Source organism: Streptomyces sp. NPDC048297 (assembly GCF_043201585.1).
GTDB lineage: Bacteria > Actinomycetota > Actinomycetes > Streptomycetales > Streptomycetaceae > Streptomyces.
The window spans coordinates 411462-430143 of sequence record NZ_JBICZA010000001.1 but is presented as its reverse complement, the minus strand read 5'-3'; the positions used below and the strand labels follow the sequence as shown (position 1 = coordinate 430143).

The window sequence follows — 18682 nt, the reverse complement described above, 5'->3', positions numbered from 1 at the left end:
CGTGCCGGTCGGTGAGGGTGGTCATGCGGCCGTGTCCTCCTCCGCGGTGAGGTGGACGTGGATGACGCCTTCGTCGACGGTGACACGGTGAGTGCGCACGGGGCGCCGGGCCGGGGGACAGGTCGGTTCGCCGCTGCGCGGGTCGAAGGACGCGGCGTGCAGCGGGAATTCGACCGAGCAGCCCTCCAGCCAGCCCTCGGAGAGGGAGGCGTCCTGGTGGGTACAGGTGTCGTCGATGGCGTACAACTCGCCGTCGTCGGTGCGGAACACAGCGATCGGCGGTGTGGTCCCGACGCGGACGGACTCCCCCTCGGGGAGGTCTTCGAGGCGGCAGACGGGAATCACGGGCCCCTCTCGGTCCGGGACACGGGGTCCGGGACCTGCTCGATGCAGGCAGGAGGGATTCAGGCAGTAGGGATGCAGGCGGAAGCGGTGCGGGCTGGGGTCCGGACCGTCGCCCGGTCCGGGCGGTACGGCGGTGCGGGAGTGGCGGACCGAGACGGTCCGGGCGGTCGGGGACCCTTCCGGGATCCCGACGCTTGGGTAACATGATGTTTCGCATGGTGCACTATCCAGCGCTATGCGCAACAGAATCCGCGCGGGACGCCCGTCGCGTCAAGGGCCTCCCGCAGATGCGGCCCGAACCGGGCCGACAGGTGGTGAGAGTCGAGTCATGACCGGCACGCAGAAGCGGCCTGACCGCGGCGAGGAGACCACGCAGGACCCGAGAACCACGGAGAGGCGGAACGGCCGCGGCGCGGCCAGCGCGGTGCAGTCGGTGGACCGCGCCGTGAGCGTCCTGGAGATCCTCGCGCGGCACGGCGAGGCGGGCGTCACCGAGATCGCCGAGGAGCTGGACGTGCACAAGTCCACGGCGTTCCGGCTGCTCGGTGTCCTGGAGAACCGCGGCCTGGTGGCCCAGGCCAAGGACCGCGGCAAGTACTACCTGGGTGCCGGCGTCCTGCGCCTGGCGGGAGCGGCGGCCGTCCGGCTGGACATCTCCCAGGAAGGCGTCCCGATCTGCCGCGAGGTCGCGGACGAGCTGGGCGAGACGGTGAACATCGCCGTGCACGACGACGACGCGGCGGTCAACATCATGCAGGCGAGGGGCACCGCCTCGGTGACCGCGCAGAACTGGCTGGGCAGACGCACCCCGCTGCACGCCACCTCCAGCGGCAAGGTGCTGTTCGCCCACCTGCCGCCGACCCTGCGCGAGGGTCTTCTGGCCAGGCCGTTGCCACGGTTCACGGACCACACGCTGACCGGTGCCGCGATGCTGCGGGCCGAGCTGGAGACGGTGATCGAGCAGGGCTACGCCACCACGGTCGAGGAGCTGGAGCTGGGGCTCGCCGCCGTGGCGGCGCCCGTCCGCGCGCACGACGGCAAGGTCATCGCGGCGATCAGCGTGTCGGGGCCGGTGTACCGGCTGAATTCCGACCGTCTGCCGGAGGTGGCGAAGCGGACGGTGGCGGCCGGCGCCGAGCTGTCGCGTCGCATGGGTTACGGCTTCTGAGGGAGCGGCGAGGAGATGTCCGCGAGGGCCGCACCGGCGCGTGAGGGCGTCGGACGAGCAGACGCCAGGCTGACGCCGACCAGATCCCGCACGGAGCGGGCGGGGCGGACGGGGCGGACGGGGCGGACGGGGCGGACGCAGGACGAGAGCTTTCGCGTCGCGGATTCCCTTTGCCTCAGGTTGGCGCGCACCCCGTTGACGGCTCCGTGACGGCGTTCTCAGTACGTTCCCCATCGCGCAACCCATCGCGTAACACGCAACGCACAACAGCAGAAGAGCTTGTCGTGTCACACGAGGCCCGTGCCGTAGTCGCCGTGTGCCACACGGACCTCCACTACGGGGAAGGTGCGATCAACGACGACTCCCGTTCCCGCTGGGCCACGAGGCCGCGGGGACGGTCGAGTCCGTCGGAGCCGGTGTCACCGATCTGCGGCCGGGTGACTACGTGGTCCTGGCCTGGCGGGCACCCTGCGGCAGTTGCCGCTCCTGTCGCCGCGGCCGGCCCTGGTACTGCTTCGACTCGCGCAACACCGCCCAGCCGATGCCCCCATGTTCGACCACACGATCTTCGAGGACAGCCTGGTGTTCGTGGACTTCTGCGAGGCGATAGCCAAGGCCACCAACCCTCTCTCCTCACCCGCGCCGAGCGCACCGCCGCGCCCCGCCGCACCCCGCCGCACCCCGCCGCACCCGCCCGGCCATGCCTCCACCGTACGCCGGCCGCCACCGGCCGCCCGGCGGGGCTACGCGGACTTGTCGATCTCGGCCCGCAGCCAGGCGGCGAGGGCGCGGGCCTCCTCCGCCTGGGCGGCGGCTTCGGGGCGGCCCTCCTCGACGGCGATCCGGTCGAGCAGGGCCGCCTTACGCTCGGTCAGCCGGAGACGGGCAACGGGGTCCGGGCCCTTGGACATGTCCCGGTACAGGTACTTGAGGCCGTCAAGGAGCTGGCTCATCTCGTCCAGCAGCGAGAGCGTGGGCAGGCCGCAGGTAACGGCGTGCTCGCCCCGGCCCCGCTCCTTCGCCCACTCGTCCAGCTACCGCCCGGCGTCGATCGGCGCGTACGCGGCCTCGTGCAGCCGCAGGAAGTCGGTGGGGACCCGGGCGCCGGGCGGGATCGGGTTGAACGGCTCGTGCAGGGCGTCCTTCCACTCCTGCTCGGCCTCGCGGTACCGCTCGTGCGCGGACTGCCGCTTGTTGCCCATCTGCTCGGCGATGGCCTCCCAGCTGGTGCCCTTCGCCCGCTCGAAGAGCACAGCGCGGGTCAGCACTTCCTGCGCCTGGTGCACCAGGCCGAGTGCGTCGCCGACCTCCTCGCCCGGCTCGGCGCAGTCGTCGCTCCCGGTCGGCACGCCGGCCTCGGCCCGGTCGGCGAGTTCACGCAGTTCGTACGAGAGAACGAGGCGGGCGAAAGCCTTCGGGCTGTACGCGTACCGCTCGGTCTCGGGATCGTGCTCAACATCCGCCATGTCGTCATGGCTATGCCTGACAAGCTGTGAATGTCAGGTAGAACCTGACACCTTCGGGGAGAGCCTCCCGAGTCCTGTCTGTCGCCAAACGGTGGCGAGCTCAAGCGGTCAGCGCATCACCGCTGTTCAGGAGGTCAGCGTAGACCTCTGCCGGAGTCCGGTAGCCATGGGTCTTCCGCGGACGATGGTTGAGCTCTTGGGCGATGGCATCCAGGTCGGCTTGGCTGAAGGTGCGGAGGTCTGCGCCCTTCGGGAGGTACTGCCGAAGCAGCCGGTTCGTGTTCTCGTTTGTGCCGCGCTGCCACGGGCTCCGCGGCTCGCAGAGGTAGACCGGCATCCCGGTATCGGCGGTGATGGCCTGGTGCTCGGCCATCTCCCGGCCCCGGTCCCAGGTGAGCATCCGCCGCAGTTGGGGCGGGATACCGAAAGGAGACTCCTGGTGAGGTGCGGAGTGACCTGCTCAGCCTTGATGCCATCCGGCAGCGCAACGATGGCCGTGTAGCGGCTGGTGCGCTCGACGAGCGTGGCGACCGCCGAGGGCCGGGTGCCCATCACGAGATCGCCCCCCAATGGCCGGGAACCGTGCGGTCCTCGACCTCGGCGGGACGGGCGCTGATGGAGACCATGCCGCGGATGATGCCCCGCCCGGTGGGCCGACGGGCGATCTTCGGGCGGTGCATGGGCCTGGCTGACCGCAGCCGCTGAGTCAGGCTCCGATCGATCGCCTGGCGCCGACGCGGGTCGTAGAGCGAGAGGTAGATCGCTTCATGTGAGATCTGCGTGGAGGCGTCACCGGGGAACTGGCGTCGCAGCCATCCTGAGATCTGCTCGGGAGACCAGCACAGAGCCAACTTGGCCTCCACCAGCGCGCGCAGAGCGGGCCGTTGGGCGAGCTTGGCCTGCTTGGGCCGGCGCCCGCGCGCGTAAGCGGCCGTATCGGCGGACGCGGCACGGTAGCGGTCCCGGCCGCCGTTGCGGGCGATCTCACGGGAGACGGTCGAAGGCGATCTGCCCAGCCGGCTGGCCAACTGCCGGGCAGATTCCCCGGCAGCGATGCCGCAGGATATCTCTTCGCGCTCGCTGCCGGTCAGATGGTGCTCTGATCGCTGCTGCGGGGCGAGGCGGATGCCGCCGCTCTGGTACAGGAACTGGCGGACGTGGTGCATCGGCGCCCCGAGCGCCCGCCCGATCAAGCTGAACGACTGCCCCTCGCGCCGGCGTCTCCAAAGCTCGTCCTGCTGAGCTGGCGAAAACCCGTAATCACGCACCTGTGCCTCCACGACCACGTGATCATCTGTGGGTGGTGCGTTGATTGCTTGAGGGTGCCATCGTTTACCGACAGGCACCCCGAGCGTCCGATGAACCCGGACATTCCGGGGCTCCGGGGCGGCTCGAATCCAATCGGATCCGATGGTGATTGATGACAGGGGTTGACGACAGATAGGGACCATTCCTCCGAACGGAAGGGACCTCTCGGTGGCGAACCTCGTTTACAAGCGCGTGTCGACCGACCAGCAGTCGACCGCCCGCCAGGACCTCGTCCTTGCCGAGGCCGGGATCGAGGACCCGGTCGTCTTCGAGGAGGAGGGCGGCACCTCCAGCCGACTCCACCCGCTCCGGCGGCCGAAGTTCCGCGCGCTCCTCGACTACGCCCGGCCTGGCGATACCGTGCACCTTCCCAGATGTTCCGCCTCGTGCGCGGCAACCAGCACATCCTCGACGTGCTCGACGTCCTCCAATCGGGTCGCCTCGCCCTGCGCATCCACGACGGCGCGTTCTCCGCCATGGACCTCACCGCCCGTCACCCGCGCACCGGCGAGCTGCTGTCCACGGTGAAGTTCATGGTGCAGACCCTCACTGCCGCCGGCGAACTTCAGCGCGACCTCCAGCACGACCTCCAGCGCGAGCTGACCTACGACGGGCTGCGCGCCGCGGCGGCCAAGGGCAACAAGGGCGGGCGTCGCCCCGCCGTCCCGGCCGACAAGACCGACGCCGTTCGCACCGCGTACCTGGAAGGCCGATCCATCACCGCCCTCGCCCGCGACCACGGCGTCAGCCGCGGTGCTATCCGCGCTGCCGTCGCCGACCTGCTGCCCGAGTGCACGGCCGACCGTACGGCGTGGCCAGGGGTACACGCTGCGCGTCGGCGCCGTGCCCTTGGTCCACCCCGCACTCCTCGCCCGCTGCCAGCCCCTCGACGGCACCCAGGGCATCTTGGTCGTCCCGGCACAGCGCAAGGCCCGCGGCGAGTACGAGAACCGCGTCAACACCCTCAGCCAGTGATGACGTCCGGTACGTAGGACGCCTGGACTGTCGCGAAGGAGCCCCGCGTGTACGTCGACGTGACCGTCCTCGATCAGGAGTGTGTCCCCCTGGCCTGTCTGATGGCCGACCGCGGCATGGAGCACCTCATCACCCCTCCGGCAAGGTCCCCGCAGGAGAAAGCGGATGGCGATGGCCTCAGCGATTGAATGCGGTGAGGGTGCTCTTGCCCGACTCCTCGCCAGCGCAGACGAAGACGGCCTCTTTGGATACGACTGGTGCCGAATACCAGAAGCCATGGCCGAGCGTCGCCGTCCATAGCGTTTGGGCGGAGGCGGGGTCGACAGCGTGCAGGACAGCGGGACCTCCGTTACCGCTGCTGAAGTAGACGGCCTCGTCGGAGGGGACCGTCGTGGAGCGTACGGCGCGGTCGGTGCGGAGCTTCCACCGCTGTTTACCGGACCTGCCGTCGACCGCGTAGAGCGTGCTGCCGTAGCTGCTTCCGTCGGATACGGCGGCGTAGAGGGTTCCGCCGTGTTCGGACAGTGACTGGCTCAGCCCGTCGCTGCCCACGGGGAACATCGCCTGCGGTCTGCCGGTGGCCGCGTCCAAGAAGTGCAGCCCGTCTCTTGCATGGGAGTACACCGACCCCCCTGCGACGACCAGCGGCGGAACGGGTGAGTCGGCGGACACGCGGAACACCCAGCGTTGTCGGTGTGTCACGATGTCAACCGCATAGACGGAACCGCTGAGGTCCCGGAAGTACACGACGCCGTCGGAGACCACAGGTGTTCCGCCGACCGCTTCGTCGTTGTCGAGGAGGAACCTCCACCGCTCCTGCCCTGTCGTGGCGTCGAGCGCGGCCAGGTAGCGATCCTCACGGCCGCCGTCGCGCACGGTGAAGGTGCCCGCGTACACGGTTCCGTGGTCGACCGTGAGTTCGGCGAAGGACCAGTCCGGTACGGGCACGTTCCAGCGGATATGGCCTGTTGCGGCATCGATCGCGTACAAGCGCCCGTCGAGGCCAGTCCCCAAGTTGCCGCTCGACCGTACGTACACCGCACCGTCCGAAACCACGGGGGCAGAAAGATAGTTCGCATCGAGACTGGTGTTCCAGATCATCTGTCCAGTGGCGGCATTGACGGCGTACAGATGCGTACTGTCCTCGGATTCAGCCGCGTCGCCGGCGATGTACACGCGTTCGTCGGCGAAGGCCAACTCTGCATCCCCTGCTGAGAAGGGAAAGGACCAGAGCTGTCGGCCCGCTGCGGTCCGGGAACCGCCAGGGCTGCCCGACGAGGCTCATGACGTCCCCGTCCCACCCGGGGCAGTACTTCCGGGTAAGTCCCCGGACGAGAAAAAACGCACCCCGCCGTACGTCAGCAGCGCCAGGAGGGCGAGGACCAGAGCTCCGGCCAAGGCCAGGACCAGTCGGCCAGAGCGGGTGTTGTTCACCGTGATGGGACCCAGTGAGATCTGGCTGCGGGAAACCGTGCTCCCTGCGATCACAACGCTGCCGGTGTTCTGTGACCGGGAGTGACTCAGGTGAATCCGCAGCTGCTGACGCAAGTCGGGATCCGCCTCGATCTCCGCCTGCAGAGCTTCCGCCGCGGCCTGCCGAGCAGCAGGATCCGCCGGGGCGGCGACCAGCCCGGCAAGCGTCGCCCGGCCTCGCTCCGTGGACGACATACGACTGCGTACGAGATCGGCAACCAGCCCCCCGGCTCCCGCACCTACAGCTCCAGCCGCACTGCTCATGGCCGCGCCGACCACTCCGATCGCCAGGCGCGCAAGATCCGCTGCCTCCATCGTTCCCCCCATCCCGAAGCCGCCATGTGCACGCCATGCCGGCATGTCGGATCAACCTGTGCAGGACATACGACCTCCCTACCCGCAGCCCCCTACCGACGACAGTTGGATACGCGAGCCCACCAATGCCACGGCCGTCAACACCCTCGCGGCTGACACCCAGCGCTGAGCGGACACCGTCGAAGTAATGGCCCGAGCATCGCAGAAAGCTACATTTTCCCTGAGGGCAGAGCTGGGAGTCCTGGGCCGACATGCCGGGCAAGGTCGCCGACTTCCTCCGCGCCGCCGAGCTGGAGCCCGCCGAGCGCGCCGCGCCCGACCACGGCATCCCCGTACGACGCGGCCAGGGCTACACCCTGCGTGCCACCGCCGCGCCCGCGGTCCACCGTCGGCTCCTCGGCCTCTGCCAGCCCCTCGACGGCACCCAGGGCGCCCCGGCAGTCCCGGCGCAGCGCAAGGCCCGCCGCCAGTACGAGAACCGCGTCACCGCGCTCACGACGACCGGACCATGATCGTTCTCACCGGTAACCGCTGTGCCGATGTTCCCCGGGGCCGGCCCCGCTCGACGCGCGGCTCCGGGCCGCGGACGGGTCGGCGATGCCGGACTTGATCGCGGTCAACCCGTGCATCACGACCATGATGATCGGCGAGAAGTGTGCCGACATGATCAAGGAGGATTCCTGATCAATGAGTTGGTCAACCTCTCGATCAACCTGTTGATCAGCCTGTTGGTCAACTGGTCGTCGGCGCCGGCCGCTTGTACATCCGGGTCGCCGTGATCTCGCTGTGCACCGCTTCTCCGGCCTGGGTCTGCTGAGGCAGTCCGGGCCGGAGGTGTTCCTCCACGCTGATGTACTTCAGGCCGGCCCTGAGGTCGGCGTCGTTGCGCAGGCGGATGACCAGCGGGAACTCGGCGAGAGCGGTCGTGTCGAAGAGACCTGTGGTGTACAGCAGCTGCACGCCCAGCGCGTCGGACACGGCCCGCTGGAGCTCCAGCAGGTAGGTCGCGTTGGCGCGGCCGATGGGGTTGTCCAGGAACAGCGTGCCCGCGTGCCGGTGCTTGTCGCGTCCCCGGTCGTTGGAGCGCAGGGCGGCCATCGTGCAGTACAGGGCGATCGCGGCGGTGAGCAGCTGGCCACCCGAGAACACGTCACCCATCTGTCCGACGGGGACCCGCTCGGCGCGCAGCACGGCGTCCGGCTTGAGGATCTCGACGGCCACGCCCTTGGGCTGGAGGGCCGCCGCGACTCCCCGCAGCAGCAGGGACATGCCGTCGCGGCGCATGTCGGAGTTCTTCTTGACGGCCGCGCGCGTGGCGTCGTCGACGACCTCGCCGAGGCGTTCGGTGAGGGTCGCCTGGTCGGGTTCCTCGAAGCGGATGCGCAGGAACTCCTGCCCGGACCACTCCCCGAGCCCCTCGGGGAGCCGGGACAGCCGCTGGGCGGACCTGAGCGTCGTCAGCGCCGATTCCACGAGCCCGCGCAGCCGGTCCACGATCGAGTCCCGGTTGCGTTCCAGCTGGGCCAGTTCGTCGGTGAGGACACGCAGGCGGGGCGCGAAGGCGTCGGCCCACTTCTGGGCGTGCTCGGGCAGCGCGGAGGCGGGGAGCTCCCGGATCTGCTGCCGAGCGGGGGTGCGGACCTGTTCGTAGCGCGTGGAGTTGGCGTGCCGGACGAGGATGTCGCTCGCCTCGCGCACGGCCGCCTCGGCGGCGGACAGGTCGGCGGCGCAGCCGCGCAGCGACCGGCGGACCTCGGCGGCCGCGTGCCGGGCCTCCTCCGGGCCGCCGGGGTACGGCTCCGGCTGCTCCTGCTCCTCCTCCACGGTGTGCTCGCGCAGCAGGTCGCGGAGCATCGCGGCGATCTCGTCGAAGCCGCCGGCCGCGTCCTCGGCGGCGCGGTGGGCATCCAGCAGCTCGGCGTGCGCCTCGCGGGCCTCGGTCAGCGCGCCGGTACGGGCGGCGAGTTCGCCGGTGGCGGTGCGCAGCAGGGCCTGGGCGTGCTCGGCGTCGCGTGGGACGAGTTCCTCGGGCAGCTCGGTGTGCGCCTCCCCGTCCGCGGGTGCGTGCCGCTCGGCTTCGCCGCGCAGCCGTCCCAGCTGCTCGCTCGCGGTCGACATGCGGGTCTCCAGGAGCTGCACCAGCTCCTCCGCGCGCGCGGAGGCGGCCTGCCGGGAGGGGCCGTCCGAGCCGTCGGGCGACTGGAGCAGCTGCTCGGCGCGGGTGCGGACCTTGTTGCTGAGCCGGTCCAGTTCGGCGTGCGCGGCGCTCTCGTCGCTCTCCGCGCGGGCCTGTTCGGCGCGCAGGTCGGCGCCGACGCCGACCTTCTCGTACACCTGGGAGGCGGCCCGGTAGGCCTCACGGAGGGCCGGCAGGGACGCCTTCGGCGCGTCCGCGTCGTTCTCCGGTACGTCGTCGGGCGCGCCCGCGATCTCGGAGCGTTCGGCGCGCAGCGCACGCGCGGTGCGGCGGGCGTCGTCGGCGGCGCGCTGGGCGGCACGGCGGTCCTCGTCCACTGCGCGGGCGCGGTCCAGGCAGGTCTGGGCGCGGGCCTCCGACTCGGCGGCCTCGTCGGCGAGTTCGCGGAGCCTGACCTGCCAGCCGGCGCGCTCGCGCAGCCGGTAGGCGAGCCCTGCGAGAACGTCGGCGGCGCGGCGGGCCTTCTGCGCCGCCTCCTGGCGCTCGTCGCGGACCTGGGTGGCCTCGGCGGCGGCCTCGTCGGCCTCCGCGCGCGCGGTGCGCGTCTCGGCCAGTTCGGCCTCGGCCTCCTCGGCGAAGGCGCGGGCCTCCTGCGCGGTCTCGGCGAGTTCGGTGAGGCGTCCGGCCGGGCAGCCGGTGCGCCAGGAGGAGAGCCGGGCGGCCAGTTCGCGGTCCTTGCCGAGCCGGGCGGCGCGTGTGCGGATCTCCTCGTCGCGCTCGCCGGCGCGGGCGCGCAGTGCCTGCCGCTCCTCGTCGGCGGCGTGCTCGTCGTGCATGGCCGGGTTCGGCGGTACGAGGAAGACGTCACCGGGGCCGGCGTCGGGGCCCGGGGTGGGGGCGAGCAGGGCGGCGGCCGTGCCGACGGCCACGGTCGAGCGCGGCAGCAGGGCGGCGTCGCTGAGCGCGTCGCGGGCACGCGCGTGCGTGTCCGGGTCGGTGATGATGACGCCGTCGACCAGTTCGGGGCGGGCGGCGAGCACGCGCGCGTGGTCGACGGGGTCGACGGCCTGGGCGAGGTAGCGCCAGCCGGGCAGCGCGGGAATGCCGTGCTCGCCGAGGAACTCCACGGTGGCCAGCACGTCCGGTCCGGGCGGCAGCAGCCCGCCGTCGCCGAGGGCACCGAGGATGCGGGCGTCGTCGGCGGCGGCGGTGCGCAGTTCGAAGAGGTGCCGTTCGGCGGAGGTGACGGCGTCGTCGAGCAGCGCGCGCAGTTCGTCGGCGAAGCGGTCCAGCTCCTCCGGGGTGAGAGGGCCCTCGTCGGCGGGCCGCGGGGTGCCGTCGGCACCCGGGCCGAACACCTGGGCGCCTGCCGCACTGCCGGTCCCGTGTACCCCACCGCCGGTCCCGTGTACCCCACCGCCGGTCCCGTGAGCCCCACCGCCGGTCCCGTGAGCCCCACCGCCGGTCCCGTGTGCCCCACCGCCGGTCCCGTGTGCCCCACCGCCGGTTCCGTGTGCCCCACCGCCGAGGTCGGGTTCCCCGCCGCCGGCCATGCGTGCCCCACCATCGGGGCCGCGTGTCCCGGCGTCGGTTCCGCCGGTCGCCGGGCCGTGCGGTGTCCCGTCGGCGGCGGCCATGTCGTCGGCTCCCGTCCGGGGGCCCGGTACTCCGGGCCGTCCGGCGGTGGCGCCTGGCAGGCTCAGCAGTTCCGCGAGCCGTTCCTCGGCGGCCAGGGCCTCGGCGAGACGGCGCTCGGCCTCGTGGGCCCGTTCGGACGCGGTCGCGGCGTCGGCGGCGCGGGCCGCGGTCAGTTCGGCGCGTGACTCGGCGGAGGCCGCCTCGCGCGCGTGCTCGCTCACCTTGCGGGCGGCCTCGCGGGCCGTGTCCCAGGCGGCCACGGCGGTCTTCTCGGCGTCGCTCGCGGCCAGCGCGGCGCGCGCGGGGTCCGCGTCCGGGGCGCTGTCGTCGAGCCAGCCCGCGCGTACGGCCTCGGCCGTCTCCTGCTCGACCTCGGTCAGGCGCTGGCGCAGATGCCCGGCCTCGCTGCGGGCGCGCTGCGCCTCGGTGGCGGCGGTCGTGGAGTCGCGGTGGGCGCTGTCGCTGACCTCCTGGAGGGCGGCGGAGCGCTCCTCCCCCTCGTTGGCGAGGGCCTCGGCGCTCTCGGCGGCCGCGTGCAGGGCCCGTACCAGGTCCACGGCGGCCTTGGCGCGGGCGGCGAGCGCGGGCGCGGCGTCCCGCTCGGCCTCCTGGATCGCGGTGGACACGCGGGCGACGCGGTCGGCGGCGGCGCGGTGGCGCAGCACGGCCTCGGCGGCCTGCCAGGCGGAGTGCAGGGTGCGCGCGTCGGCCAGTTCGCGTTTCTGCGCGGCGGCGGTCTTCTCGGCGGCGGCGAGTGCCAGGGAGGCGTGCCGGTAGGCGAGTTCGGCGGCGACCAGGGAGCTGCGCTCGCGGGCGCCCTCGGAGTGCGTGACGGCGTAGGCGGCGGCCGTGACGCGCTGGGCGAGGTCGGCGGCCCGCACCCGCTCCCGCACGGCCCGCGCGGACAGCCGCCGGGCGAGCGTGCGGGTACGGCGCTCGGCGCCGGCGTGGATGTCACGCGCGCGTGAGCGGGTGTCGGCGGCCTCGACGATCCGTCCGAGGAGGTCGGCGGAGCCCGCCGTGAAGTCGCGTTCGGCGATCAGTTCGGCGCGCCGGCCCAGCTTGTTGCCGAATCCGCCGACGAGGTCGGCGAGGCCGTCGGTGTCACGGGTGTCGGTGACGGCGCGCAGCAGCAGGTCGGTGAAGTCGGAGTCCTTCTTGACCGCGAAGAGACCGGCCGCCTCGCCCTCGTCGGCGTTCATCTCGCGCTGGTAGCGGAAGAGTTCGGGGTCGAGGCCGAGGTCGCCGAGGTGCTCGATCCAGCGGTCGTGGATCTCCTCCCAGTGCACCTCCAGGTGCGGGTAGGCCTTGCCGGCCTCGGTGAGGGCGTCGCGGAAGCCCTTCATGGTGCGGCGGCGGCCCTGGGCTCCGGAGGCGCCCTCGACGGGCGGCCGTACGGCGGTGGACTCGGCGACGGGCAGGTTGTCCAGGCTCAGGCCGGGGCCGGGCCGGAAGGAGTACCAGGCCTCGGCGAACTTGCGCGGGTCGTTGGAGACCTGGCGCCCGCGCCATTCGCTGGCCTTGCCGACGACCACGCACTCGCCGGTCTGCACGTGCTGCCACTCCAGCGCGACGTGCCCGCAGTCGTCGGCGAGCAGGAACTTGCGCAGCACGCCGGAGCTGGCGCCGCCGAGGGTGTTGCGGTGGCCGGGCAGCATCACCGAGAAGATCAACTTGAGAAGGACGGACTTGCCGCCGCCGTTCTCCAGGAACAGCACGCCCGCGGGCGCGGGGCGGCGCGGCGGGCCGACCGGCTCCTCCTCGAAGAACTCCGCCTGCGTGGGCGCCGGGTCGGGCACGGGCTGGCCCACGCCCCGCAGGTCAAGCACGGTGTCGGCATAGCGCGCACCGGCGGGCCCGATGGAGTAGAGGCGGACCCGGGACAGCTCGTACATGGCGGACTCTCGCGTTAAGTCTTCGGAAGGGTGCGGTGGTTCAGGGGCTCGGCTTCGGACGCCGGGGAGGCTTCAGGAGTGGAACGGCAGCCCGGCGTCGGCCACCAGGTCCAGGTCTTCGGTCTCCTCGGCGGGCAGCAGGCTCGCCGTGCCGTCGGTGACCGGGACGACGCCCAGTTCCAGCAGTTCGGCCATGGCGGCGGCGCCGGCCATGTCGCGCACCTGGAGCTGGTAACGGGCCGTGGTGCGGTAGGTGCCGCCGCTGTCGTCGCCGGTGCGCTGGAGGAAGCCCGAGTCGGTCAGGAAGGCCACGGCCTTCGCCACGATGCCCGTGGTCGAGGCGGCCGGCCGGCGGGCGTCCTTCGTGGCGCCGGTGGCGCTGCGTCTCGCCCAGATCCGCCACGCGGCCTCCAGGCCGGGGGCGTCGGTCGCCGGGTCGGTGTTCTCGCCCAGCTCCTCCGCGCGCTCCTCCAGACGGCGGCAGGCCTGCCGTACGAAGGCGTCGACGCCGTTGACGGTGACCCGGCCGATGTAGGAGTCGTCGGCCAGGTCCTCGGGGCGCGGGAACGCCAGCGCGGCGACGGCGAGATGTGCGAGACCGTGCAGGAAGCGGTCGCCGGAGTCGGCGGCGGTGCGACGCGCGTAGTCGCCCATGCGAACGGCGAACACCGAGTCCTCGGCGGCCGTCACGGCCATCCCCGCGCGCGGGGACACCTCCAGCACGACGAGCCCGAGGCCGGCCGCGACGGCGTCGGCGAGCCGGGCGAACGCCGGGTCGTCGCGGTGGCGGCGCAGCAGTTCCGTGTACTCCTGGTCGCGCGCGGGCTGCAGTTTGGGCTGCAGCCCGAAGGCGACGAGCCGCGCCGCGTCGGCGGCGTCGGCGGGGGTGACGGCGGTGGTCGCCTGCGGGGCCGGGGCCTCCGCGTCACTCCACTCGACGTGCTCGGTCACGACGGCAACTCCTTGAACGCGAAACGTGGGTGGCTCCCGACTCGCTCGGGGGCGTGGGGCGGCATGGGTCCGCGGCTCCGTCGCGGGGCGCGCCCGGCCATGGCGGACCCGCGCCCGCCCGCCGGCACAGCCATCACGCGGCCTCCGTCCTGTCCGCGGCCATCCCCGCCGCGTCCAGCAGCGCGGTCCCCACGATCAGGTCGGCGCCGCCGAACTCGGGATCGTCCAGCTCGGTCCCGTCGTCCACGGCGAACAGCAGCTTCTCCTCGCCCTGGCGGTAGGCCGTGCCCACGGCGGGGCTGGCCGCGTGCACCGCCAACAGGGCGACCAGGTAGGCCAGATCGGGATCCCTGGTGCGCCGTGCCTGCGCCAGCAGTCCCGACAGTCTGCGCGGCGCGTCGGCCGGCAGGTCCAGCAGTTCCGTGGCGACGGCCAGCTGCTCCTCGCTGAACCGGCTGTCGTCCGGCGTGGCGATCAGATCGGGCTCGGGCATCTCCGCGCCCAGGTGCTCCCGCTCGACCGGCGGGGTCAGCAGGATGTCGACGAGGTCGCCGACCCGTACGGACACCGGGGTGCGCAGACCCGTGCCGCGGGCGAAGAACGCGTCCGTGACCCGGATCGCCTGCTCCAGGGGCAGTGCGAGCACCGGCGCGACCAGGTGGCCGTACAGGTCGATCCCGGAGGTGGCCGTGGGCGTGGCGAAGGCCTGCCGGTCCTGTTCGGCGCGGAAGAGCGGGCCGGCCTCCAGCAGGCGGGACTGGAGCTGGGTGTGCCGCCGGATGCAGTCCTTGACGATGTCCACCAGCTCGGCGGCGCGGCGCTTGTGCTCGGGGTCCTCGGTCTCGTCGCGGGCCTTGCGGATGTTGGTGAGGATCGCGTTCTCGTGGCGGTACCGGTCCGCCACGTGGTCCAGGGCCTCGGCGATCATGTCGGGCACGGCGCTGAGCCAGTCGACCGCGCGGACGTTGCGCCGGGTGGCCTCCAGGGCGCGGCGCAGGGTCTCGGAGTACTGCACGGTGCGGTAGCGGGCCTGCTCGGCGGCGAGCTGGGCGTCGGCGAGCCGGCCGCGGTTGATCAGCACCTCGAGCTTGACCTCGGCGGCGATCTGGGCACTGGTGACGTCGGTGTCCAGGGCGCCGACCAGGACGTTGACCGCCTCGTCGGTGGTGCGCAGGTACACGGTGCCGCCGGGGCCGGGGACCTCCTCGATCAGCTTGAAGTCGTAGTCACGGCGGACATAGGTGCCGTCCGGCGCGAACGTGCCGTACACCGCGCGGAAGCCGCGGTCCACGCTGCCGACGTTGATCAGGTTCTCCAGGACCCAGCGGGCCACCCGCTCGTGCTCACCGGTGGGCCGGTGCGGGGCCTGAGCGGCGATGCGCGGGACCAGCCGGGCGATTATCTGCTCGTGGTCGGCGCCCGTGTCGAAGTCCATGTTCAGCGTGACCAGGTCGATGGCGGACAGGGCCACCTCGGCCATGCCGTACACCGAGTACTCGCCGGCCAGGTTGGCCTTGCGCGCGTCCAGATCGTGCAGCGGCGCGGTGCAGGCGAGCGCGCGCAGCCGCCGCGCCAGCCCCTCGTCGGCGGCCGGGCCCGGTGCCGGGCGCGGCCCCGCGCTGAGCTGGGGCGGAACGCTGTCCGTCGATGCAGGCGAAGTCACGGTGCACAGAGTAGGTCCTCGGTCTGACATCGACCCAAACGACGCAGAAGCGGCGGGCGTCACAGTGACGCGCGACACCTGCGGAAACCGGCGCCCGGACGCCCTCCGGCAGCGACCGGCTCCGGGACCCGTCCGGCACCGCCCGGCTCCCGGACGCCGTCCCGCACCAACCAGCTCCCGCACGCCGTCCCGCACCGCCCGATTCCCGGACGCCGTCCCGCACCAACCGGCGCCCGCACGCCCGCCGTCAGCCCGCCCCGTCCGTCAGCCCGCCCCGTTACCCTCCCCGTTCCCTTCCTCGCCGACCCGTCGCCGGTAGACCTCCACGACCCTCAGCAGCGAATCGGCGAGGTAGGTCTCCAGCAGCCGTTCGGCCTCGCGCCGGTCCCCGGCCTGGAGTGCCTGCAGGATCTGGCGGTTGCGCAGGAGGTAGGGCTCGTGCAGCCGGCGCGGGTCGTCCACGACGTGGAAGGCGAGCCGCAGTTCGGCGAAGACACTGCGCATCAGTTCGTCGGTGCGCTCGCTGCCGGCGAGCGCTACCAGTTCCCGGTGGAAGTGGATGTTGGCCGTACCCAACGATTTCCAGTCATTCTCGTGCGCGGCCAACTGCCCCTCGGTGACGGCGGCGGCCAGCCGGTCGAGGGCGTACGGGGGCTCGCCGAGCGCCCGGACGACGGCGCACTCCACCAGGGAGCGGGTGCGGTAGATGTCCTCGACGTCGTCCACGGTCAGCACCCGGACGAAGACACCGCGATTGAGTTCGTGCACGAGCAGTCGCTCATGGGTGAGCAGCCGGAACGCCTCGCGCAGGGTGTTGCGGGACACCCCGAGCGCCCCGCCGATGCTGTCCTCCGACAGGCGTGTGCCTGGCGGGAAATACCCCTCGGCGATCCGGCTCCTGAGGATGTCGGAGACGCGTTCGGCGGTGCTGGTGCGCCCCAGAAGGGCGCGGTCGTCGGCCAGTCCCGTCAGCTGCTCTGCCATGCCCGGAATTCAATCGCAGACCCAGGAACGAAACAACATGGGTATTGAAGGATCGTTGAACGATCCTCTACGGTGCTCCGCACGGCCCGCACCACATGCGACCACCGCACTGCCGGCCCCACCGCTCGCCCCAACTCACCGCTGCTCACCCCAGCTCGCCCGCACTGCTCAGTTCCCGCACCCTCCGTCTCCTCTCTGCGAGGTGCCCATGAGCACGACCCCTCCGCCCCGGTCCACGAGGTCAGGCGTACGGCCGCCGCGCGATGAACGCCCGGCCGACGACGGCGCGTTCGGCTGGCTGCACACCCTCGGTCCGCGCGGCCGACGCGCGTTCGCCGGCGCTTTCGGCGGATATGCCCTGGATTCCTACGACTACTTCACGCTGCCGCTGAGCATGGTGGCCATCGCGTCCGCCTTCGGTCTGAACAGCGGCCAGACCGGCCTGATCACCACCGTCACGCTGGTGGTCTCCGCGATCGGCGGCGCCGTGGCGGGCGTGGTCGCGGACCGGGTGGGCCGGGTCCGGGCGCTGATGATCACGGTGATCACGTACGCGGTGTTCACCGTGGCCTGCGGTTTCGCGCCCGACTACGAGACGCTGCTGGTCTTCCGCGCCCTCCAGGGGCTCGGCTTCGGCGGCGAGTGGGCGGTCGGGGCGGTCCTGGTCGCCGAGTACGCGAGCGCGCGGCACCGGGGCCGTACGCTCGGCGCGGTCCAGAGCTCCTGGGCGGTCGGCTGGGCGCTGGCCGCGGTCGTCTACACGCTGGTCTTCTCCGTCGCCGGCGACGATCTGGCCTGGCGCGTCATGTTCTGGACCGGGGCGCTGCCCGCGCTCCTCGTGGTGTGGCTGCGCCGCCGGGTGCACGACGCGCCCGAGGCGACGGCGGCCCGTGAACAGAGCCCGGCGCGCGGCTCGTTCGCGGCGATCTTCCGCCCCGGCGGGGACGGCGAGCCCGGCCTGCTGCGCACGACGGTCTTCGCGGGCCTGCTGTCCACGGGGGTGCAGGGCGGCTACTACACGCTGGCGACCTGGGTGCCGACGTACCTGAAGTCCGAGCGGGGCCTGTCCGTCGTCGGAACCGGCGGCTATCTGACCTTCCTGATCTCCGGGGCCTTCCTCGGCTATCTGACCGGCGGCCACCTCACCGACCGGCTCGGCCGGCGCCGCAACATCTGGCTGTTCGCGCTGCTGTCGGCAATCTGCGTCCTGGCCTACGCCAACATCCCGCACGGCGCCGACACCCTGCTGCTGGTGCTGGGGTTCCCGCTCGGCTTCTGCATGTCGGCCATCTTCAGCGGCTTCGGCTCCTACCTGAGCGAGCTGTACCCGACGGCGCTGCGCGGCACCGGGCAGGGCTTCACGTACAACACCGGCCGCGCGGTGGGCGCGGTCTTCCCGACCCTGGTGGGCTTCCTGGCCGACAGCTGGGGCGTGGGCGGTGCGCTGGTCTTCGGCGCGATCGGCTACGGCCTCGCGGCGCTGGCGCTGCTCGGGCTCCCCGAGACGCGCGGAAAGGAACTGGCATGACGCGGCCGAACCGTACCGACGACCGCCCCGTCGCCCTCGTCGAGGAGCACGCGCACGCGTGGAGCCCGAAAATCGCCCGGCTCCGCTTCCGGGAGGGCCTGACGGGCCCCACGGCCGGGGTCGCGGCCGGCCACACCCAGGCCAACCTGATCTCGGTCCCGGCCGACTGGGCGTACGACATGCTGCTGTTCTGCCAGCGCAACCCCAAGCCCTGCCCGGTTCTCGACGTCACGGACGCGGGTTCCACCACGACCCCCCTCGCGCCCGGCGCGGACCTGCGCACCGACCTGCCGCGCTACCGGGTGTGGCAGGACGGCGAGTTGGTGGACGAACCGACGGACGTGCGGGCGTACTGGCGGGACGACCTGGTGTCGTTCCTGCTCGGATGCAGCTTCACCTTCGAGTGGGCCCTCGCCGCGGCGGGCGTCCCGATCCGGCATGTCGAGCAGGGCCGCAACGTGCCGATGTACGTGACCGGACGGCAGTGCCGTCCGGCGGGCCGGCTGCGCGGGCCGATGGTGGTGTCCATGCGCCCGGTGCCGCCGCAGCACATCCGCGCGGCGATCCGGGAGAGCAGCCTGCTCCCCGCCGTCCACGGCGGCCCCGTGCACTGCGGCGACCCGGCGTCCCTCGGCATCGAGGACCTCGGCCGGCCCGACTTCGGCGATCCGGTGGACGCCGGTCCCGACGACATCCCGGTGTTCTGGGCCTGCGGGGTCACCCCGCAGGCGGCGGTCATGGCCTCCCGGCCGCCGTTCGCCATCACCCACGCACCGGGCGGCATGTTCCTGACCGACGCCCGCGACGAGCAGTACCGCGTGGCCGGCGTCGACTGA

General features: G+C 72.3%; 18 protein-coding genes and 3 pseudogenes. 8 read left to right on the top strand and 13 right to left on the bottom strand.

Annotation, left to right across the window (positions count from 1 at the left end):
- Positions 1-21 precede the first annotated feature (21 nt).
- Positions 22-345: a bifunctional 3-phenylpropionate/cinnamic acid dioxygenase ferredoxin subunit gene (locus tag ACGFYV_RS01970; protein ID WP_393876356.1), complete on the bottom strand. Its 324-nt coding sequence runs from the start codon at positions 343-345 to the stop codon at positions 22-24.
- 328 nt (positions 346-673) lie between these two features.
- Between ACGFYV_RS01970 and ACGFYV_RS01965 the strand changes: the two genes are divergently transcribed.
- Both ACGFYV_RS01965 and ACGFYV_RS01960 read left to right on the top strand, forming a co-directional pair.
- On the top strand, positions 674-1513 hold the full coding sequence (locus ACGFYV_RS01965) for an IclR family transcriptional regulator (RefSeq protein ID WP_393876355.1): 840 nt from the start codon (positions 674-676) through the stop codon (positions 1511-1513).
- Positions 1514-1797: 284 nt separating this feature from the next.
- A pseudogene (locus ACGFYV_RS01960) lies at positions 1798-2057 on the top strand (alcohol dehydrogenase catalytic domain-containing protein); the annotation flags it as partial.
- A 199-nt stretch (positions 2058-2256) separates the two neighbouring features.
- Here the strand turns inward: ACGFYV_RS01960 and ACGFYV_RS01955 are convergent.
- The 4 genes from ACGFYV_RS01955 to ACGFYV_RS01940 all read right to left on the bottom strand — a co-directional run bounded on the left by ACGFYV_RS01955 (position 2257) and on the right by ACGFYV_RS01940 (position 4259).
- A complete protein-coding gene (locus ACGFYV_RS01955; protein ID WP_393876394.1) occupies positions 2257-2466 on the bottom strand; it encodes a hypothetical protein in 210 nt (69 codons plus the stop codon).
- An 81-nt stretch (positions 2467-2547) separates the two neighbouring features.
- Positions 2548-2979 (bottom strand): hypothetical protein, encoded by a 432-nt coding sequence (locus ACGFYV_RS01950; protein WP_393876393.1) that lies wholly within the window; start codon positions 2977-2979, stop codon positions 2548-2550.
- A gap of 100 nt (positions 2980-3079) precedes the next feature.
- Positions 3080-3379 (bottom strand): IS30 family transposase, encoded by a 300-nt coding sequence (locus ACGFYV_RS01945; protein WP_393876354.1) that lies wholly within the window; start codon positions 3377-3379, stop codon positions 3080-3082.
- Positions 3380-3530: 151 nt separating this feature from the next.
- Positions 3531-4259 (bottom strand): IS30 family transposase, encoded by a 729-nt coding sequence (locus ACGFYV_RS01940; RefSeq protein ID WP_393876353.1) that lies wholly within the window; start codon positions 4257-4259, stop codon positions 3531-3533.
- A gap of 196 nt (positions 4260-4455) precedes the next feature.
- Here ACGFYV_RS01940 and ACGFYV_RS01935 point away from each other — a divergent pair.
- A pseudogene (locus ACGFYV_RS01935) lies at positions 4456-4599 on the top strand (recombinase family protein); the annotation flags it as partial.
- A gap of 26 nt (positions 4600-4625) precedes the next feature.
- Here the strand turns inward: ACGFYV_RS01935 and ACGFYV_RS01930 are convergent.
- A complete protein-coding gene (locus ACGFYV_RS01930) occupies positions 4626-5027 on the bottom strand; it encodes a hypothetical protein (protein WP_393876392.1) in 402 nt (133 codons plus the stop codon).
- Positions 5028-5130: 103 nt separating this feature from the next.
- Between ACGFYV_RS01930 and ACGFYV_RS01925 the strand changes: the two genes are divergently transcribed.
- Both ACGFYV_RS01925 and ACGFYV_RS01920 read left to right on the top strand, forming a co-directional pair.
- Positions 5131-5262 (top strand): hypothetical protein, encoded by a 132-nt coding sequence (locus ACGFYV_RS01925; RefSeq protein ID WP_393876352.1) that lies wholly within the window; start codon positions 5131-5133, stop codon positions 5260-5262.
- 47 nt (positions 5263-5309) lie between these two features.
- Positions 5310-5450, top strand: a complete 141-nt coding sequence (locus ACGFYV_RS01920) for a hypothetical protein (RefSeq protein WP_393876351.1) — start codon at positions 5310-5312, stop codon at positions 5448-5450.
- Here ACGFYV_RS01920 and ACGFYV_RS01915 read toward each other — a convergent pair.
- Together ACGFYV_RS01915 and ACGFYV_RS01910 are read right to left on the bottom strand one after the other, a co-directional pair.
- Entirely contained in the window at positions 5440-5853 is a 414-nt protein-coding gene (locus ACGFYV_RS01915) for a PQQ-binding-like beta-propeller repeat protein (protein WP_393876390.1), read from the bottom strand. The two genes, ACGFYV_RS01920 and ACGFYV_RS01915, sit on opposite strands and share 11 nt — an antisense overlap.
- A pseudogene (locus ACGFYV_RS01910) lies at positions 5845-6498 on the bottom strand (PQQ-binding-like beta-propeller repeat protein); the annotation flags it as partial. The gene ACGFYV_RS01915 and the pseudogene ACGFYV_RS01910, both read right to left, overlap by 9 nt.
- A gap of 803 nt (positions 6499-7301) precedes the next feature.
- Here ACGFYV_RS01910 and ACGFYV_RS01905 point away from each other — a divergent pair.
- Positions 7302-7562 carry a hypothetical protein gene (locus ACGFYV_RS01905; protein ID WP_393876350.1) on the top strand — a complete coding sequence of 87 codons (261 nt, stop codon included), beginning with the start codon at positions 7302-7304 and terminating at the stop codon, positions 7560-7562.
- Between the two features lie 6 nt (positions 7563-7568).
- On the opposite strand, the gene ACGFYV_RS01900 is transcribed toward ACGFYV_RS01905, so the two are convergent.
- The 5 genes from ACGFYV_RS01900 to ACGFYV_RS01880 form a co-directional block, all read right to left on the bottom strand.
- A complete protein-coding gene (locus ACGFYV_RS01900) occupies positions 7569-7715 on the bottom strand; it encodes a hypothetical protein (protein WP_393876349.1) in 147 nt (48 codons plus the stop codon).
- Positions 7716-7782: 67 nt separating this feature from the next.
- On the bottom strand, positions 7783-12720 hold the full coding sequence (locus tag ACGFYV_RS01895; protein WP_393876348.1) for a hypothetical protein: 4938 nt from the start codon (positions 12718-12720) through the stop codon (positions 7783-7785).
- A gap of 72 nt (positions 12721-12792) precedes the next feature.
- Positions 12793-13671, bottom strand: coding sequence for a hypothetical protein (locus ACGFYV_RS01890; protein ID WP_393876347.1), 879 nt, complete (start codon positions 13669-13671; stop codon positions 12793-12795).
- A gap of 133 nt (positions 13672-13804) precedes the next feature.
- Complete coding sequence (locus tag ACGFYV_RS01885) at positions 13805-15334, bottom strand: hypothetical protein (protein WP_393876346.1); 1530 nt, start codon at positions 15332-15334, stop codon at positions 13805-13807.
- Between the two features lie 264 nt (positions 15335-15598).
- The gene (locus ACGFYV_RS01880) at positions 15599-16318 is read right to left on the bottom strand and encodes a GntR family transcriptional regulator (RefSeq protein ID WP_393876345.1); all 720 of its coding nucleotides are present in this window, start codon (positions 16316-16318) and stop codon (positions 15599-15601) included.
- Positions 16319-16526: 208 nt separating this feature from the next.
- Between ACGFYV_RS01880 and ACGFYV_RS01875 the strand changes: the two genes are divergently transcribed.
- Entirely contained in the window at positions 16527-17846 is a 1320-nt protein-coding gene (locus ACGFYV_RS01875) for an MFS transporter (protein ID WP_393876344.1), read from the top strand.
- Positions 17843-18682, top strand: coding sequence for a putative hydro-lyase (locus ACGFYV_RS01870; protein WP_393876343.1), 840 nt, complete (start codon positions 17843-17845; stop codon positions 18680-18682). The genes ACGFYV_RS01875 and ACGFYV_RS01870 overlap by 4 nt, the downstream gene beginning before the upstream one ends.

Bases quoted from the DNA above. Each gene is read 5' to 3' on its own strand.
- ACGFYV_RS01870 (WP_393876343.1), top strand. From the start codon at position 17,843: ATGACGCGGCCGAACCGTACCGACGACCGCCCCGTCGCCCTCGTCGAG.
- ACGFYV_RS01955 (WP_393876394.1), bottom strand. From the start codon at position 2,466: ATGAGCCAGCTCCTTGACGGCCTCAAGTACCTGTACCGGGACATGTCC.
- ACGFYV_RS01875 (WP_393876344.1), top strand. From the start codon at position 16,527: ATGAGCACGACCCCTCCGCCCCGGTCCACGAGGTCAGGCGTACGGCCG.
- ACGFYV_RS01965 (WP_393876355.1), top strand. From the start codon at position 674: ATGACCGGCACGCAGAAGCGGCCTGACCGCGGCGAGGAGACCACGCAG.
- ACGFYV_RS01905 (WP_393876350.1), top strand. From the start codon at position 7,302: ATGCCGGGCAAGGTCGCCGACTTCCTCCGCGCCGCCGAGCTGGAGCCC.
- ACGFYV_RS01895 (WP_393876348.1), bottom strand. From the start codon at position 12,720: ATGTACGAGCTGTCCCGGGTCCGCCTCTACTCCATCGGGCCCGCCGGT.
- ACGFYV_RS01880 (WP_393876345.1), bottom strand. From the start codon at position 16,318: ATGGCAGAGCAGCTGACGGGACTGGCCGACGACCGCGCCCTTCTGGGG.
- ACGFYV_RS01950 (WP_393876393.1), bottom strand. From the start codon at position 2,979: ATGGCGGATGTTGAGCACGATCCCGAGACCGAGCGGTACGCGTACAGC.
- ACGFYV_RS01945 (WP_393876354.1), bottom strand. From the start codon at position 3,379: ATGCTCACCTGGGACCGGGGCCGGGAGATGGCCGAGCACCAGGCCATC.
- ACGFYV_RS01900 (WP_393876349.1), bottom strand. From the start codon at position 7,715: ATGTCGGCACACTTCTCGCCGATCATCATGGTCGTGATGCACGGGTTG.